We start from the raw sequence: 17134 nt of genomic DNA, 5'->3' as shown, positions 1-17134 counted from the left end.
AAAAGATCGTTTATTAACTGTGTTTTGAGATATTTTGTTTTATAAAACACATGATTTTTAGGGATTGCATAATTCCTTCAAACTTTTTATGGGAGTAAAATTATGGGAAAGAAATCAAAAAGGAGATCCTTAAGCGCATTTAGTATTTTATTTATCATACTTTTGTGATATTTATTATCTCTTGGATTCTGAATGGTCAAACGTTTACGCCGGTAGTGCCGAAAGGGGCCGAAAAACCGGTGAGCGAGGTTGCCCGTTCATCATTTGCGAACTTGTTCATGTCACCATACAATGGCTTTGTTGATGCAATAGATATTTCGATATTTGTATTGGTTCTTGGCGGATTTCTGGGAATAGTACAGGCAAGCGGTGCCTTGGAAGCGGGAATTCAAAGATTAGTTAAAAACTCAAAGGGAAAAGAAGTCTTTTTAATTGTAACGCTGATGGCACTGTTCTCCCTTGGAGGAACAACCTACGGAATGGCGGAAGAGACCGTTGCCTTTTACGGCGTTGTAACAGCCGCCATGGTTGCTGCCGGATTTGATTCGCTTGTTGCAGTCGGTACAATCTGTTTAGGCGCAGGAGCGGGTGTTTTAGGCTCAACGGTAAACCCGTTCGCAATTGGTGCTGCAAACGATGCGCTCAAGTCTATAATATAACGAGTAATCAATCGATAATATTGCCTGTTGGCGTTATCCTATGGATTTCAACCGTAATCGTTTGTATGATCGTTGTCGTAAAATATGCCAAAAAAGTTCAACGCGATAAAGGTTCCACACTGCTTTCATTACAGGAAGTAGAAAATATGGAAAAAGAGTTTAAGTTTGACGAAAGCAAAACGATTGATTTTACCGGAAAGCATAAGACAATTTTAATCATTTTTGCTATCACTTTCATAGTAATGATAGGCTCTTTAATTCCGTGGAACGATCTTGGGGTGCATGTATTTGACGGATGGTCATCGTTCCTGACCGGTGCTGATTACGGTAACTGGTACTTTGGAGAAATTGCTATGTGGTTCTTTGTGATGGAAATTATTATAGGAATCGTTGCAGGAATGGATGAAAAAGAGCTTATAAAAAACTTTATGGCAGGAGCCGCTGATATTCTTTCTGTTGTTCTTATTATTGTAGTTTCATGAGCAGTGTTTGTTCTCATGCAGTCAACTCATATTGATGCACTTATCCTTGATAGAGCGGCAAGTGCGCTCAGGGGAACAAATCCGATTATTTTTGTAATCGGATCATATATTCTTTATTTGCTCTTATCGTTCTTAATCCCTTCGACTTCCGGTCTGGCATCCGTATCTATTCCGGTAATGGGAGGCCTTGCAGCAGCAATCGGTTTAAGCCCTGAAATTATGATTATGATTTTCTCTGCCGGTTGCGGTCTTGTAAACCTTGTTACCCCGACCTCGGGAGTAGTAATGGGCGGATTGCAAATGTCCAAGGTAGATTATACGACATGGGTTAAGTTTGTAACAAAACCAATGATAATTATTGCGCTTTTAAACATTGTTATATTAAGCGCATCAATGCTCATTTTTAAATAAGTGTAAATAGCGTCAAAGCGTTTTATTGCAAGCAATAAAAAAGACAGCCCGAGTTCTCGGTGCTGTCTTTTTTTGTATAAGCGCGCTGTCTTTTTGCTCCCTTAATTAGTTTTTATACATCCGCTGCCGTCATGGCGACGGTTCCATGCAGCAGCGATGTTTTAAAAGCGGAAGCCTTTTTTACTTACCGACTTCGCCATTCCTATGGTAAATTGCCCACCGTTGCGCCGTGTCGAACTCTTTTTTATAAAATTTTTTACGTTTTTGGTAAGATGTATTAAAAAACGAATCGACGTATTAAAAAAACGTTATAGTAGCAATTCCAAGGTTTCGCCCGTGCGCCGTGTCGAGCTCTTCTTATAATAGAAGCGTTAAAACTCGTAGGTTTGGTTAGGAGCTACAGGTTTCGCATTCTTCCACTTCGAGGGATTGGCTGCGCACGTAGTAGATGGATTTTACGCCTTCTTCCCAAGCTTTCAGGTATAAGCCGAGCACTTTTTTGAACGTGTAATCGGTGGTGATGTATAAGTTTACCGATTGCGCCTGATCAACATGGCGTTGGCGGACGCCTGCGGCGCGCATGCTCCATTCTTGGGCAATAAGGTGCGCATTTTTATATAACCAAAAAGTTTTCATCGAAAGTGCGGGGGCTACGCGCGGCATGAGGGCGCCTTTTTTTTCTTCAAGGAAGTAGCGCTTCATAACCGGGTCGGTGCCTGCGGTGGTTCCCGCAATAATGGAGGTTGAGCTTGTCGGCGCAATGGCAAGTAAATACCCGTTGCGCATTCCGGAAGTCTGCACCTCTTTTTGCAAGGCTTGCCAGCGCTCGGACGTGTAGTTTCGTTTGGTAAAATACGCACCGGTTTGCCAATCACTGCCCTCAAAATACAAATAGCTTCCCTTCTCTTTTGCAATTTGCATACTCGCTTCAATCGCGGCAAAATTGATATCTTCAAATACCTTGTCGACAAAGCGTAAATGCTCTTCACTCTCCCAAGCGATATTCTGTTTTGCAAGCATGTGGTGATAACCTGAGGTGCCAAGCCCGATTGCGCGGTATTGCCCGTTGGTAATTTTCGCATAGGGCACCGGATAATAGTTTAAATCAATTACATTATCGAGAGCGCGCACAACCGAATACACAATCCGCTGTAATTCTTTTCGGTCGGTAACTTCGATATTTCCAAGTACCAGCGAGGCTAAATTGCAAACAACAAAATCTCCGGGCTTGGTGGTGGTTACCACAACCGTTTCGCCGTCAACTGTTTTTATTTCCTGACTTTGCGATTGTATCGGGCTCATATTTTGCGCAATTTCCGTGCAAAGATTAGAGCAATAAATCATGCCCTTATGCCCGTTCGGGTTTGTTTTGTTTGCAGCGTCTCGATAAAAGGCAAAAGGAGTGCCGGTTTCCACCGCAGATTTAAGAATGAGGCGCACCAACTCTTTTATCGGAATTTCCCGTTTTGATATGCGCGAATCCTGCACGCAATCCTTGTATCGCTTTTCCCACTCATCGCCGAAATAATCTTCAAGCGAATACCCCTTTACCGAAAGGATTTCATGCGGGCACATCAAATACCATGAAGCGTTAATATCATCGCGGACGGTTTTCCAAAAAAGGTCGGGGTAACAAATGGCAGGGAACACATCGTGCGCTTTCATACGGTCATCGCCGTTATTGGTGCGCAGCTGCAAAAATTCGGGCACATCTTTATGCCAAATATCCAAATACACCGCAACAGAGCCCTGCCGAACGCCAAGCTGGTCAACGGCAACCGCCGTATCGTTTGCAAGCTTAATCCAGCGGATAATACCGCCTGCCGCACCTTGAAACCCCCGTATCGGAGAACCCACTGCGCGCACCTTTCCGAAGTATAAGCCCATACCGCCGCCGAATTTGGATATCTTTGCAAAATTATCTATACTGCGGTAAATCCCGTCCAGCGAGTCGGGTACGGTATCGATAAAACAGGAAGAAAGCTGATGATACGGTTTACGCGCATTGGAAATAGTCGGCGTTGCCATTGTAACTTGCAACTTGCTCAACATATCATAAAATTGCTTTACCCAATACATGCGCTTTTCTTTTTCAAGCATCGCCAAATGCAGCGCAATACCTAAAAACATTTCCTGCGGCGTTTCAAGCGGAATATGCCCGCGCGTCCTGATCACATAACGCCGCAAAAGCATATCCAAACTGCTGTACGTTAACAGCTTATTCCGCTCAGTATCAATATACGAAAAAGCGGTCTCAAGCTCTTCTTTTGTATAATGCTTTCTGATATAGTCGCCGTATAAACCATTCTCTTCCAAATAACTTATTTTTTCGTAAAAAGAGTGAATGTTTCGCTTTTCCAATTCAACGGAGAGCTCCTCCGTAAAACTTAACATCAAAAGACGAGATGCAATAAGCTCCCAGCGCGGCGCTTCCTGTGCGGTCAGCTCCACCGCCGCTTTTATCAGCAAATTTAAACACTCCCGCTCACTCATATCATTTTTTTTAAACGAATGGAATTTATGCGAAAGGAGATTAAGATTGTATTCATCTTCGGTAAAATCATTTTGGACTTCAAGCAAAACACTGCGAACATCGATAGTCGGAAAACTCTGTTCGATTGTCTTCCGCGCGTCCCGTTTTTTAGTTCGGTCAACCCGATATAAAATAAAATTCTTTACTTCCGCATAATAATTATGCTCTATCAGAGTTTTTTCCACCAAATCCTGAATAGTTTCCACCTGCACAAGATTACCGTTTTTGCTTAAATCCTTAATATCGCCTTCAATCTCCATCGTCAGACTGTCAACAATTTTTCCGATATCCGTATGCGGAGAAGCGGGCACACTGTCAAAAGCCGCCCTAATCGCCCGCCCAATCTTCTCCGCCTCATACGGGCGCCGCTCGCCGTTTCTTTTTATAATTTCCATTTTCCGTCCTTTCTGTTTATACTAGACAAAACAAAACGTAATCCCGCATTAGGATTACGCTATATATTGTGTGTTATTTAAGATTTTCCGATTATATACACAAGATACGGGATTGTCAAGGCAAAAACTAAAACTGCGGATAAATGGGAAAATACCCCGCCTAACCCAACTCATGTTAAAAAACTACCGCTTTTTTTTAAAAGAGTCCGACACGGCGCAACGGCGAAGTTTTGAAAATTTACTGTACCTTCGCCAACGAGTTTTAAAGCTTCAATTTTACCGTTTTGTGTTGATGCTTTAAAACATCGTTTGGAATTTAGCAACGGTGAGTAAACTTACCATAGTATCAAAAGCTTACTCGCTTATACTCTGCGGTAAAGTGCCAGCCGCCCCTTAATGCGAAGCATAAGCCTGAACAGCCCTGCGCAGCAGCTACTGAAAACTTCCACAATACACATCCACTATTACGTGCCCACCACAACTGAAAACCTATTTACTCGACGGCGGATACTGCAAACCATTGGCCACCAAGACGGGTTCTTAGGGCAGAGCCCTAAGCAGCGTTGAAAGGGAGATGGAGGTCTTAGGAGGAAGAGGGAAAACTTGCTCTGAACAAGTGTGCCCTCTTCCTCCTAACGGCGGGGTGCAGGGGTGCCGTAACGCCCTGCATGCGAAGCATAAGCGAATAAATTTTACAAAACCTCCAACAAAGTGGTGCGCAGCACACCAAAGCAGGGTCTAAGGGGCAGCCGCCCCTTATTCATGCGCAAGCCCTGCTTACAGTTTTAGAACACTTCCATAATATCCGCAAAAGTGATAAAAGTTATAGGGTATATGGAACAAGTAAAAGAAAATAAAATGGGCATCGCCCCCGTATTACCTCTTATCGTAAAAATGTCCTTACCGGCAATGTTTTCCATGCTGATTCAATCTCTTTACAATGTGGTTGACAGTATATTCGTAGCAAGGTACAACAGCAAAGCTTTAACGGCGGTAAGCCTTGCCTTTCCGATACAAATTTTTGTGCTGGCTCTGTCTGTGGGCACTGCAATCGGACTTAACTCTTTAATCTCCCGCCGCTTGGGCGAAAAGCGCCAAGAAGAAGCCAACCTCGCGGCAACGCACGGCGTGTATTTGGGTTTAATAAACAGTGCAATTTTCGCACTCATCGGCATATTCGGCGTTAGGCACTTTATAGCATCGTTTACCGATGATCCGTACATTAGCGAAAATGCAACCGTGTATTTGCAGATTGTATGTATTTGCTCTTTTGCCGTTTTTTTACAAATCAATTTTGAAAAAATTCTACAAGCTACCGGCAATATGATTTATCCCATGCTGTTTCAATTAACCGGAGCAATCACCAATATTATTTTAGATCCGATTATGATTTTCGGTTTACTCGGTTGTCCCGAGATGGGTGTTGCGGGAGCTGCCTTAGCGACCGTAATCGGTCAGTTTTTTGCACTTGTGTTTGCTTCTTATATTTTGTGGAAGAAGGATCACGAAGTGCATATCAGCATGAAAAAATATAAATGGAGCTTTGCGGTTGCAAAAGAAATTTACACCGTAGGCTTTCCGGCAATTATAATGCAATCTATTGCTTCATTGTTAATTACCATGTTAAATGGTATTTTAATCGCGCTTTCGGAAGCGGCAGTTGCCGTGCTCGGCGTATATTTTAAACTGCAATCATTTGTGTACATGCCGGTGTTCGGCTTAATGCAGGGTATTATGCCTATTTTCGGATACAACTTCGGCGCAAAAAAAAGGCAGCGCATGATGACAACCTTGCGTTACGGTTTGATTATTGCCGTTATTATTACCGCAATCGGGATGCTTTTATTCTGGGTAATGCCGCAACAATTATTGAGTATGTTTTCCGCAACTGAAGAGATGCTCAAAATCGGAGTGCCCGCACTTCGTATTATTTCGCTGTCCTTTATGCTCGCTGCAATCGGTATTACCTTGTCTTCTCTGTTCCAAGCAATCGGCATAGGAAGATACAGCTTGTATATTTCGATTATGCGGCAGCTGGTAATCATTTTGCCGCTTGCCTACATATTTTCAAAACTCTTCAGTATCGACGTTGTATGGGCGGCATTCCCCATTGCGGAATTAGCGGCAGCTTTTATGAGCATTGTTATGTTTAAAAAAGTGTATAATAAAATGATACGGAATATTACATTAATGTAGCCGTTCTTTTGGTAAGTTGAGCTTTCAAGCACAACCTTTTGCAAGTGCTTTTAAAACTCGCAGGTTTGGTTTTGACAAGGACGGCAAAATCAGAACCGCCATGGACGGCGGTGGTTCCAAGCAGAACTGAGTTTGAAAACTACCACAGCGTACTCGGAGTTTTCAAACTCGTGGTTTAGTTTTTACTTTACCAGCAACATGGTATCTTTTGCAATCATCAGTTCTTCGTTGGTGGGAATAACAAAAATCTTTTTTGGCGAAGAATCTTTGCTGACCACTGCTTCCTTGCCGCGGATGTTGTTTTTTTGCGGATCTATTTCAAGTCCTAAAAAGTCTAAGCCGGTGCAAACTTTTTCGCGGATATCGGCGGCGTTTTCGCCGATTCCGGCTGTAAACACTAAGGCATCAATACCGCCGAGCTGTACAATATACGAGCCGATATATTTTCTTACCTGATTAACAAACATGCTCAACGCAAGTTGTGCGCGCTCATTTCCTTCGGCCGCCGCTACATCAATATCGCGGAAATCACTGCTGACACCTGAAATGCCAAGCACACCGGATTCTTTATTCAAAATATTATTAACCTGATCCGCAGAAATTTTTTCCTCATTCATAATAAAACCGATAATCGCCGGGTCTAAATCTCCGGATCTGGTGCCCATCACTAAACCTTCCAAAGGAGTAAGTCCCATCGAAGTATCAATACATTTTCCATCTTTTACTGCAGCTAAGCTTGAACCGTTTCCAAGATGGCAGGTTATAATCTTTGAATTCGGCTTATTTCCCAACATCTCTATAGCTCTTTGAGAAACAAAGCGGTGTGAAATTCCGTGAAAGCCGTATTTTCTTATCTTAAGTTTTTCATAATATTTATACGGAATTGCATACATATAATTTTCGGGTGAAAGAGTTTGATGGAAGGCAGTATCAAATACCGCAACCATCGGTGTGTTCGGCATAAGCTTCATACATGCTTCAATGCCCATAATATTTGCGGGGTTATGAAGCGGGCCAAGCGGAATACAGGCGCGAATATCCTTCATAACTGCATCATTAATAATTGCCGGCTCTTTGAATTTATCGCCGCCGTGTACAACTCGATGTCCCACCGCCGCAATCTCATCCATGGATTGTATGACTCCGTGATTTTTATCAACCAGCGCATCAAGTACAAGTTTTACCGCCGTTGTGTGATCCGGCATCGGCTTTTCAATAACAACCGCATCCATTCCTTTTTTTTCATGCTTAAGGCGGGAGCCATCAATGCCAATCCGTTCCGCAAGACCTTTTACTAAAATGCTTTCGTTTGACATATCAATCAACTGATATTTCAGCGAAGAGCTGCCGCAGTTAATAACTAAAATTTTCATCTTAATTCTCCTAAAAGTTGAATTTTCGCTCTATCATATCGTAAAAACCGGTAAGAGTCTATCTCAAGATATAAAAGCAATGAATTTACACATAAATATTTTGTTTTTTTATTGCAAGTTTTAGCGGCCTTTAATCTAATCTTTAAAATTAAATGCGTAAAGCCTTGTGCCGTAAAAATCGACGTAGGTAAGATTTCCGGTAATATACTTTTTCCGGTACTTTTATTATACTCTCTTTATGAAAACTCATGTACGAAATCTTTTTTTGATGGCTGTCTGCTTTATTTTTTCGGTGCTTTCCTGCTATGCGGAAAATGCAGAGTGGCAGTATACAAGCGATGTTTTTGCAAGCTCAAACGGAACGAAAAAAATAATTTATGCAAAAATCGATAAACAAAAAACAACAAACAAAATCCTGCTTGTGTTTAAAAAATATGAAGACGGCAGTTTGCTCATAGAGTCAGGCAGTTTTAAACTCGGCAAAATGCCTTTTTCTTCTTCATTTAAATTCATCATCCCTAAAGAAAATCTTGAGCGTAATGACGAAGGGCTATATGACTTAAAAGAAATACAGGGAACCTACTCAGTGCTTGCTTCAAAAAAGGCAGCATTTTTAAGTGGAAGTTTTGATGAAAAAACATGCAATCTCACGGTAAAAGTAACGGCAATGAAAAAGCAGGTTGAAATAATGCTTACTCGCAAAACCTCATAACTTGTTTTGCAGTATTGCAAGGAAGTCCGTCAATGAAAAAACGCAAACGTATCGAGCAAGAAAAAAAACTGGTTGACCTCATGATTGATATGTACGTAAGGGGGCATAAGGGCGGCGCGCAGTTCAATGCGGAAGAGCTGAAAAACTATGCGCATTTACGGATTGAGCACTGCCTTTATAAAGAGGAAGATTTTAAACCCTTTTGCAATGTTTGTCCGATTCATTGTTACGCAAAAAATATGCGGGAAGAAATAAAAAAGGTTATGCGGTATAGCGGGCCGCGCTTGCTTTTTCGACATCCGATTATGAGTATTGCACATTTAATAAGTACGCTGAAAAGCAAAAAGCACCCGCCGCCCTTGCCGAAAAAATTGCAAAAGTGAGCTGTGTTTCATTATTTATAAAAAGAGGTGGTTTTTGAAAAAGAGTCATTTTGCTGAAAGTTTAATATTGGGCGGATTTTTAACCATTGCCGGCGGCTTTATGGACACCTATTCTTATTTTGTCAGAGACAAGGTTTTTGCAAATGCGCAAACCGGCAATATTATATTTTTAGCGCAAGCGATTATCGAAGGGAATGCGCTTAAAATCCTCCGGTATATTTTTCCTATCAGCTTTTTCATACTCGGTGTGTATGCGGCGAGTTATATAAAACGACGATACAAAGATCTGCAGAGAATTCATTACAGAAGAATCATTGTGCTTTTTGAAAGCTTTGTTATGCTGCTGGTTGGTTTTCTACCGCAAGAATATAATATTCTCGCAAACGTTATGCTCAACTTTGCCTGTGCCCTTCAGACCGTCGGCTTTGACGCTTTCGGCGAGCTGAACTTTGCCACAACCATGTGCGTTGGTAATTTACGAAAGGCAACCGAATTCTTAAGCGATTATCACCATAAAGGTGAACCGTCTGTCAGAAACAAAGCGCTGACCATTTATCTTGTTATTTGCATATTTGCAGTTGGGGCAGGCATTGGTGGCATCCTTTCGAGACTGCTTGGCGTACACGCCATCTGGTTTGACAGCTTCTTACTTTTTGTGCTTTCCTTTTTTATACGATAAGGAGCGTCATAAGAACAACTGAAACAAGGCGAGGCTAAGGCTTGCCATCAGCAACCCTATGGTAAACTGCCCACCGTTGCTCAATTCCAAGCGATGTTTTGTCTGATACTCCAGCGTAATATAAAAATCACCTCTTTACAAAAGAATTAATTTTTGCTAGTATAGCAACATCTTCGCCGGCGTGGTGAAATTGGTATACACGATAGACTCAAAATCTATTGAGGGCAACCTCGTAAGGGTTCAAGTCCCTTCGCCGGCATATTTTAACGTTTTGCAATCAAATTCTTTCTCGGTTTATCTTCAATTTCATCGCATTGTAATTATTTTTCCTATTGTTTTATTTTTTACTTTGTATAATAATATACTTATATGGAGGTTGTATGGCGTTAGTATATATGCAGGGAAATAAAGAGTATCATATAGGTTTGAGTAAAGAAGATGTAGGGCGGTACGTGATTTTGCCCGGCGACCCCGGACGCAGCGAAAAAATTGCAAAGCATTTTGACGGGGCAGTGAAGGTTGGTCAAAATCGAGAATACACAACCTATACAGGTACTTTAGCCGGAGAGCGTGTAACGGTTATGTCAACCGGAATGGGCGGCCCTTCTACCGCAATCGGTTTGGAGGAGTTAATTCATTGCGGGGCGGATACTTTTATTCGTGTTGGAACTGCAGGAGGTATGCAGGAAGATATTCTCGCCGGAGATTTGGTTGTTGCAACCGGTGCAATTCGGTTTGAAGGAACAACGAAGGAGTACGCTCCGATTGAGTATCCGGCGATTGCGGACTTTGACGTTACGACCGCATTAAAGGATGCTGCCGAAGGACTCAATCTGCCTTATCATCTTGGAGTTGCGCAGTGTAAGGATAATTTTTACGGGCAGCATTCACCGGATACTATGCCGGTTTCGTATGAGTTGAATCAAAAGTGGAATGCGTGGATTGCGTGCGGGGCTCTTGCATCTGAAATGGAATCTGCAGCACTTTTTATTGTGGGCAGCGTTCGGCGTGTACGCACCGGGGCGGTGCTCTTGGTGGTAGGAAATCAGGTTCGCCGCGAAAAGGGTTTGGAAGATACGCAAGTGCACGACACGGAAGCTGCAATTAAAACGGCGATAGAGGCTGTCAAAATTCTTATTAAATCAGATAAAAGAAAATAATTTCTATCAGCAAATTTCAGTATAATTGTTTTAGTTTTTAATTTTGTATCTTTATATTTGCATCTTTATTATAGCATTTTGCAATTATGTTGCTATTATCTTAACTGGAGCATCAGCAACAAAGGCTTTGCGGATTCGCTGTCCCTATGGTAACCCTTACGGATGGCAGGAGAAAGCTTTATAATAAAAAACCCCGCCATAAGAATAATTTCTATATGGCGGGGTTTTTGTTCATGCTATTGAGCTTGCGCTATACGCTTGTTACCGGAGTAGGTGGCACCACAAGTCCTTTTTTCTTTTTATTGATTATCACAATAACAAAGGTTAAAAGACAGGCTACTGCAAAAATAATACCGGCAGGGTAAGCGATAGTTTGGGGAAGTCGGAACCCTTCCGGCGCTATTAAGATGTAGGTCATGCTTACCGCACTCATAAATGTTGCAGGAACAACTGCAATGAAATAATTCTTTTTGTTGAGGAAAAGATACATTGCTGCTACCCATAGCGCTATCATCGCCAAGGTTTGATTTGACCAAGCAAAATACCGCCAAATAATGTCAAAATTTATCCGAGTGAGAAGTCCTCCTACTCCCAACAATGGAATTGAAATAAGCAACCGGCTTTTCCAAGGTTTTTGATCGACTTTGAACCAATCCGCAATAGTTAATCGGGCGCTGCGGAATGCGGTGTCGCCGGAAGTTATCGGGCAGGCAATTACTCCGAGTATCGCAAGAAAGCCTCCAGCATGTTTTAATAAACTGAACGAAATGTCATAGACAACCGCAGCGGGACCGCCGTTTGACAGAGCTTGGGCAAGTCCTGCAGTTCCGTTATAAAAAGTCATACCGGCTGCTGCCCAGATAAGTGCGATGATTCCCTCTCCTACCATTGCTCCGTAAAAAACTTTTCGTCCGTCTGCTTCGGTTTTAATACAGCGAGCCATCAATGGTGATTGAGTTGCATGGAAGCCTGAAATAGCCCCGCAGGCAATGGTGATAAAAAGCAAAGGCCAGCGCGGCAATCCTTTTGGATGCGGGTTTATAAAGCTGAATTCGGGAATAGTCATTGTTCCGCTAAATGCATGAAACAGAATTTCGCCGCCGATACCAAGCGCCATGATAATGAGAACAACACCGAAAACCGGATAAATCTTTCCAATAATTTGGTCTATCGGAAGTAATGTTGCTAAAAAGTAGTAGATTAATACAACGATAAGCCAGAAATTTGCATTAAGCGCTTCGGGTGTCAGTTTTGCCAATAAATCGGCAGGTCCTTTCATGAAGACTGTTCCTACCAAGACAAGCAACACAATAGCAAAAATGCGCATAATAAATTTCATAATCGGTCCAAGGTAAATGCCGGAAAGCTCCGAAATACTTGCCCCGTTATGCCTTTCTGAAATCATGCCGGAAAGATAATCATGGACACCGCCTGCAAAAATTGTGCCGAGCGCTATCCATAAAAATGCTGATGGACCCCATAAAGCTCCGGCAATCGCGCCGAAAATCGGTCCTAAACCTGCTATGTTTAATAGCTGAATTAAAAACACCTTCGGGGTACTCAAAGGAATATAATCCACCCCATCCTGCATCGTCATGGCAGGAGTCGGATCAGAAGTAGGACCAAACACCATCTCGGTATACTTACCGTAAAGAAAATACCCAACGATAAGTATTGCCAAACAAATAAAGAAAGTGAGCATACTCAAAACCTCCTCACTGAAATCTACCCTAATTATACTCCCGTTTTTTTAAAAACGCAAATTCTTTATAAAATAAAGCAGTATAACGTTTTTTTGATAAGTCAATTCGTTTTTAATACATCCTACCCAAAACGTAAAAAATTTTATAAAAAAGAGTTTGACACAACGGTTTCATTTTGCCATCCGTGGCAAAATGAAACCTGCGAGTTTTAAAGCTTTACAAATACTTTTGCTTTAAAACATCGTTTCTGTTTGGAACCACGGGCGTCCGTGCCCGTTCTGAGTTTTTGCCGTCCGTGGCAAAATTATACCTATGAGTTTGAAAACTCCGAGTACGCTGTGGTAGTTTTCAAACTCAATTCTGTTTGGACCACCGCCGTCCGTGGCGGTTCTGAGTTTTGTCGTCCGTGGCAAAATGAAACCTGCGAGTTTAAAAACTCCCTATTATAAAAAGAGCCCGACACGGTGCAACGGCGAGTAAACTTACCATAGGAATGCTTAAACACGGTTTTAACGTCCGCGTCAAAAACTAACCAACGAGTTTTAAAAGCACTTGAAAGCGGTTGTGCTTTTAAAACGTCGTTTCTGTTTAGAACCACCGCCGTCCGTGGCGGTTCTGATTTTGACAACGGTGAGCAATTTACCATAGGAATACTTAAATCCGCAGTCCCTTATTGTTGATGCCCCGATTTTTATAACAGGGAAGTTACTTACAAAACGCTACAGTAGTTTATCCGCTTTCTGTCATTTTAAGTTTCAGAATCGCGATATAAAGAATTTTTAAACTCCTGCTATCTGCCTAAATTTTGATTCAGAAAAATACTTTTTCGTTTTATCTCTTTCATAAAAACTCCTGTACCAAAAAAAAGAAATTTAGTATACTTCAAAACGAGGTTGCTATGAAAAAATTTGAAGAAAGGCTTTCACGGTTAGAAGAATTAAGTAACTCTATCAGAAACACGGATATTCCCTTGGAAGATGCCCTTACAATGTTTGAAGAAGGTATTAAACTTGCAAAAAGTTTAGAAAAAGATATTGATAAAATTGAAGGAAAGATTCAAATTTTAATGAATCAGCCGACAGAAGAAAACGAAAAACCGGAATTGGAGCTTTTTTCACAAGAAGATTTAAAATAAACTTATTATAAATTTTGTGTTATTGCCTTCGCTACTGAACATTTAAACCGAAAGATAATTTTTGCATGCATCGTCGCTGTAAAAAGATTATTAATATAGATGGGAAACCGCAAAAGAAAATAAGCGAAAGAATAAAAAATCTTTCCGTTCGGTTATCGTTATAAAACCGGTTATACCATCGGGTCGCCCTGGCAACCCCTCTTCGGCGAAAAATCAAATTAAAATCGCAGTAGTATAACGTTTTTTTTAATAAGTCGATTCGTTTTTTAATACATCTTACCAAAACGTAAAAAGTTTTATAAAAAAGAGTTTGACACAACGGTTTGGTTTTGACGTCCTTGTCAAAACCAAACCACGAGTTTTAAAGCTTTACAAATACTTTTGCTTTAAAACGTCGCTGCTGTTTGGAACCACGGGCGTCCGCGCCCGTTCTGATTTTTGACGTCCTTGTCAAAAACTAAACCTGTGAGTTTAAACGCTTCAATTTTACAAAGCAGTATTGATGCTTTTAAACATTGTTTGGGATCAGCACTTAAAAGCGCGGTTTAAGGAGTGGCTGTCCTTGTTCATGCGTAAGCCTTCTAAGAATCGACATGTTCACTATACAAATTACTCAACATTGGGTACAGTAGTGCCGGCGCTTTATTAGCAGCTTTTTGTGTATTCGAACATAACAGAAAGAGTAATTTACAAACTTAAAAAGGCTACCAAAACCATTTATTAAATAGTTATAATGAGGAGAACCATATGGCTCAAATTGGAATTATATCCGCCGGCGCATGGGGAACCGCCGTCGGGGTTTCACTTGCAAAAAACGGTCAAACCGTTGAACTCTGGGGGCGCAGCGAACAGGTATGCCGCTTAATCAATGCGGAGCATATCAACCCGAAATATCTTCCCGGCATAAACTTGCCGAAAAACTTAAAAGCCTCAACCGATTTAGAAAAAGTATGTGCGAAAAAAGATTTGATTATTCTGGCGCCTCCTTCGCTATATCTGGCGGACATCGTCAAAAAAATGATAAAAACCGCCGCATTCAGCAATCTTACCAATGAATCCTTTCCTTCTATCGGAATTTTGACTAAAGGCTTTGTCACCGATTCAAACGGAGAACCGAAACTTATCACGCAGGAGCTTGAAAGAATTCTCCCCGATTTTTACAAAAATCATTTAGTATATATTTCAGGTCCGAGTCACGGCGAAGAAGTTGCTTTAGGCAAAGTAACTGGCTTAATCGCCGCAAGCAATAATCCGATGTCGGCAATTCGAGTGCGGGAGCTCTTGCGCTCAAAAAGTTTGCAAGTATATTCCAGCTTAGACCCGATTGGCGTGCAGGTTTGCGCCGCCGTAAAAAATGTTATCGCCGTAGCTTTCGGCATTCTGGACGCCATCACCGACTCATCGGAAATTTTCGGTGACAATACTGAATCCCTTTTGCTGGCGGCGGGCTTAAACGAAATACAAATTATCGGCAGAGCGCTCGGTGCAACCCATCCTGAAACCTTCACCTCGATTGCGGGCGTCGGAGACTTGGACGTTACCTGCCGCAGTAAATACGGACGGAACCGCCGCTTCGGCAGAGACATTGTTCACAAAAACATTCTTTCTCCGTTTAAAAATATTGAAGACCTCATAAAACGCCTTCCCGAAGTGCAGTATCTTGCCGAAGGCGTTATCGCCTGCAAATATGTAAAAATAATTGCGGAAAACCACGGTTTAAAACTACCTATTTGCACCGGACTCTACTCAATCTTAAATAAGGAAGAAAGTCCCCAAGGTTTTGTTGAAAAGATATTGGTATAAATGAACAACTCCGGCGGTTTTACCAAAGCGGACATTACAGAATTCCTTTGCCGCAAAAAGCAGTATTTCCGATACGGAGCAAAACTGCTTGAGCAGACGCTTACATGCACTAATAGAGCGTTTTGTAATTACGTTGCTGTTATGCTAATTGGAGCATTAACCGTAACGGCTTACAGATTCAGTATTCCTATGGTAAGTTTGCCCACCGTTGCGTTGTGTCGAGCTCAATTTTATGTATTAGGGAACATAAAAAAGACTTTTCTTGTTTGCAATAGATTTTTATTCCGCTTGCTCCGGTCAAACCGCTGTTTTTATTTTCCTAATTTTTTCAGTGCCCTGTCCAATCTGTCGAGTGCTTCTTCAAGTATTTTGGTTGGAGCGGCAAGATTAAATCGTTCAAAGCCGGAACCGTTTTTACCGAAGATGTATCCCTCATCTAAAAACAATTCAGCTTCGTGTATCATAAAGTTTTCTAACGATTCATTATCAAGTCCGAGCGCACGAAAATCAACCCATTGCAAATAGGTGCCTTCAATAAGCGGCGCCTTTATTGCCGGATGGTTTGCTTTAAACCATGTATGCAGTAATCGTTGATTTGTATCAATTACTTTCAGACATTCTTCCAGCCATTGCTCACATTCATTGTATACTATTTCGCAAGCTTTGAACCCAAGCGCTGTCATCGGTGATGCGGAAATAGTGTCGAGCGCCGCAATGAACCGAGTCCGAAGTTCTTTGTTTTTGATAATCGCATTGCTTAATCCCATTCCCGCAATATTAAATGTTTTGGAAGGAGCGGTAAAGGTAAGTGTTTTTTCCGCGAGGTCATCACTGAGTGTTTGAAACACCGTGTGTTTATAATTCGGCATTACCAAGTCAAAATGAATTTCATCGGATAAAAGCAAAAGATCATTTTTAATAATCAGGTCAGAAAGCTTTTCCAATTCTTCTTTTTTCCAAACTCTGCCAACCGGATTATGCGGTGAGCAGAAAAGCAAAATTTTGTTTTTAGGATTCCGAGCGAGCTTATCAAAAAGTTTGTAGTCGATTGTGTAGTATCCGTCTTTTTCAATCAATGGGCAGTCAACAATATTTCGATTTTGTAATTTGATTGCATTGTAAAAAGGATAGTAAACAGGACTCATAATAATAACGCCGTCACCTTCGTTGGTGAATTCTCGGATGCCGGTAAATACTGCGGGAACAACCCCCGCAGTATTTACAATCCAATCAGCTTCTATATGAAAATTATGGCGCCGCTGCATCCACGAAATTACGGCAGTTTTGTATTCGCTGGTTGGTCCCGTATATCCTAAAATCATTTCATCGATTGTTTTTTTTAATCCCGCTTTTAATTCAGGTTGAGTTAGGAATTCCATATCGGCAACAGAAAGTGGCACAACCCCTTCACTCACATTCGGGTTCTTTTTATACATGTCTTGCCACTTGTATGAGCCCTGTCCTTTTCTATTAACTTTTGTTGTAAAATCGTATTTCATTTTTATTTCCT

At 41.5% G+C, this 17134-nt stretch carries 12 protein-coding genes, 1 tRNA gene and 1 pseudogene; 10 read left to right on the top strand and 4 right to left on the bottom strand.

Features of this window, described 5'->3' with window-relative positions:
* Positions 1-164 precede the first annotated feature (164 nt).
* Entirely contained in the window at positions 165-659 is a 495-nt protein-coding gene (locus tag FUT79_RS15680) for a hypothetical protein (RefSeq protein ID WP_252714374.1), read from the top strand.
* A gap of 65 nt (positions 660-724) precedes the next feature.
* Positions 725-1552: pseudogene (locus FUT79_RS15675) on the top strand (hypothetical protein).
* A 390-nt stretch (positions 1553-1942) separates the two neighbouring features.
* Here the strand turns inward: FUT79_RS15675 and FUT79_RS02690 are convergent.
* On the bottom strand, positions 1943-4480 hold the full coding sequence (locus tag FUT79_RS02690) for a ribonucleoside-diphosphate reductase subunit alpha (RefSeq protein ID WP_024752094.1): 2538 nt from the start codon (positions 4478-4480) through the stop codon (positions 1943-1945).
* An 834-nt stretch (positions 4481-5314) separates the two neighbouring features.
* Here FUT79_RS02690 and FUT79_RS02685 point away from each other — a divergent pair.
* Positions 5315-6676, top strand: coding sequence for an MATE family efflux transporter (locus tag FUT79_RS02685; protein ID WP_024752093.1), 1362 nt, complete (start codon positions 5315-5317; stop codon positions 6674-6676).
* Positions 6677-6858: 182 nt separating this feature from the next.
* Here the strand turns inward: FUT79_RS02685 and FUT79_RS02680 are convergent, their stop codons facing one another.
* Positions 6859-8049: an acetate/propionate family kinase gene (locus FUT79_RS02680; RefSeq protein WP_024752092.1), complete on the bottom strand. Its 1191-nt coding sequence runs from the start codon at positions 8047-8049 to the stop codon at positions 6859-6861.
* A 238-nt stretch (positions 8050-8287) separates the two neighbouring features.
* On the opposite strand from FUT79_RS02680, the gene FUT79_RS02675 reads away from it, so the two are divergent.
* The 5 genes from FUT79_RS02675 (at position 8288) to udp (ending at position 10983) form a co-directional block, all read left to right on the top strand.
* Entirely contained in the window at positions 8288-8761 is a 474-nt protein-coding gene (locus tag FUT79_RS02675) for a hypothetical protein (RefSeq protein ID WP_148879264.1), read from the top strand.
* 32 nt (positions 8762-8793) lie between these two features.
* Positions 8794-9144 carry a nitrous oxide-stimulated promoter family protein gene (locus FUT79_RS02670; protein WP_002700416.1) on the top strand — a complete coding sequence of 117 codons (351 nt, stop codon included), beginning with the start codon at positions 8794-8796 and terminating at the stop codon, positions 9142-9144.
* A gap of 34 nt (positions 9145-9178) precedes the next feature.
* Complete coding sequence (locus FUT79_RS02665) at positions 9179-9823, top strand: YoaK family protein (protein WP_024752090.1); 645 nt, start codon at positions 9179-9181, stop codon at positions 9821-9823.
* Positions 9824-9998: 175 nt separating this feature from the next.
* Positions 9999-10082 (top strand) — tRNA-Leu (locus FUT79_RS02660).
* 121 nt (positions 10083-10203) lie between these two features.
* Positions 10204-10983, top strand: a complete 780-nt coding sequence (udp, locus tag FUT79_RS02655) for a uridine phosphorylase (RefSeq protein ID WP_024752089.1) — start codon at positions 10204-10206, stop codon at positions 10981-10983.
* A 250-nt stretch (positions 10984-11233) separates the two neighbouring features.
* Here the strand turns inward: udp and FUT79_RS02650 are convergent, their stop codons facing one another.
* Positions 11234-12685, bottom strand: coding sequence for a carbon starvation CstA family protein (locus FUT79_RS02650; RefSeq protein WP_024752088.1), 1452 nt, complete (start codon positions 12683-12685; stop codon positions 11234-11236).
* An 899-nt stretch (positions 12686-13584) separates the two neighbouring features.
* Here FUT79_RS02650 and xseB point away from each other — a divergent pair.
* Together xseB and FUT79_RS02640 are read left to right on the top strand one after the other, a co-directional pair.
* On the top strand, positions 13585-13821 hold the full coding sequence (xseB, locus tag FUT79_RS02645; protein ID WP_024752087.1) for an exodeoxyribonuclease VII small subunit: 237 nt from the start codon (positions 13585-13587) through the stop codon (positions 13819-13821).
* A gap of 747 nt (positions 13822-14568) precedes the next feature.
* A complete protein-coding gene (locus tag FUT79_RS02640) occupies positions 14569-15624 on the top strand; it encodes an NAD(P)H-dependent glycerol-3-phosphate dehydrogenase (protein WP_148889228.1) in 1056 nt (351 codons plus the stop codon).
* A gap of 311 nt (positions 15625-15935) precedes the next feature.
* Here the strand turns inward: FUT79_RS02640 and FUT79_RS02635 are convergent, their stop codons facing one another.
* Positions 15936-17123, bottom strand: coding sequence for a MalY/PatB family protein (locus FUT79_RS02635; RefSeq protein WP_148879585.1), 1188 nt, complete (start codon positions 17121-17123; stop codon positions 15936-15938).
* Positions 17124-17134: the final 11 nt, after the last annotated feature.

Source organism: Treponema phagedenis, from assembly GCF_008153345.1.
GTDB classification, from domain to species: domain Bacteria; phylum Spirochaetota; class Spirochaetia; order Treponematales; family Treponemataceae; genus Treponema; species Treponema phagedenis.
This window is presented reverse-complemented; position numbering and strand designations above follow the sequence as displayed.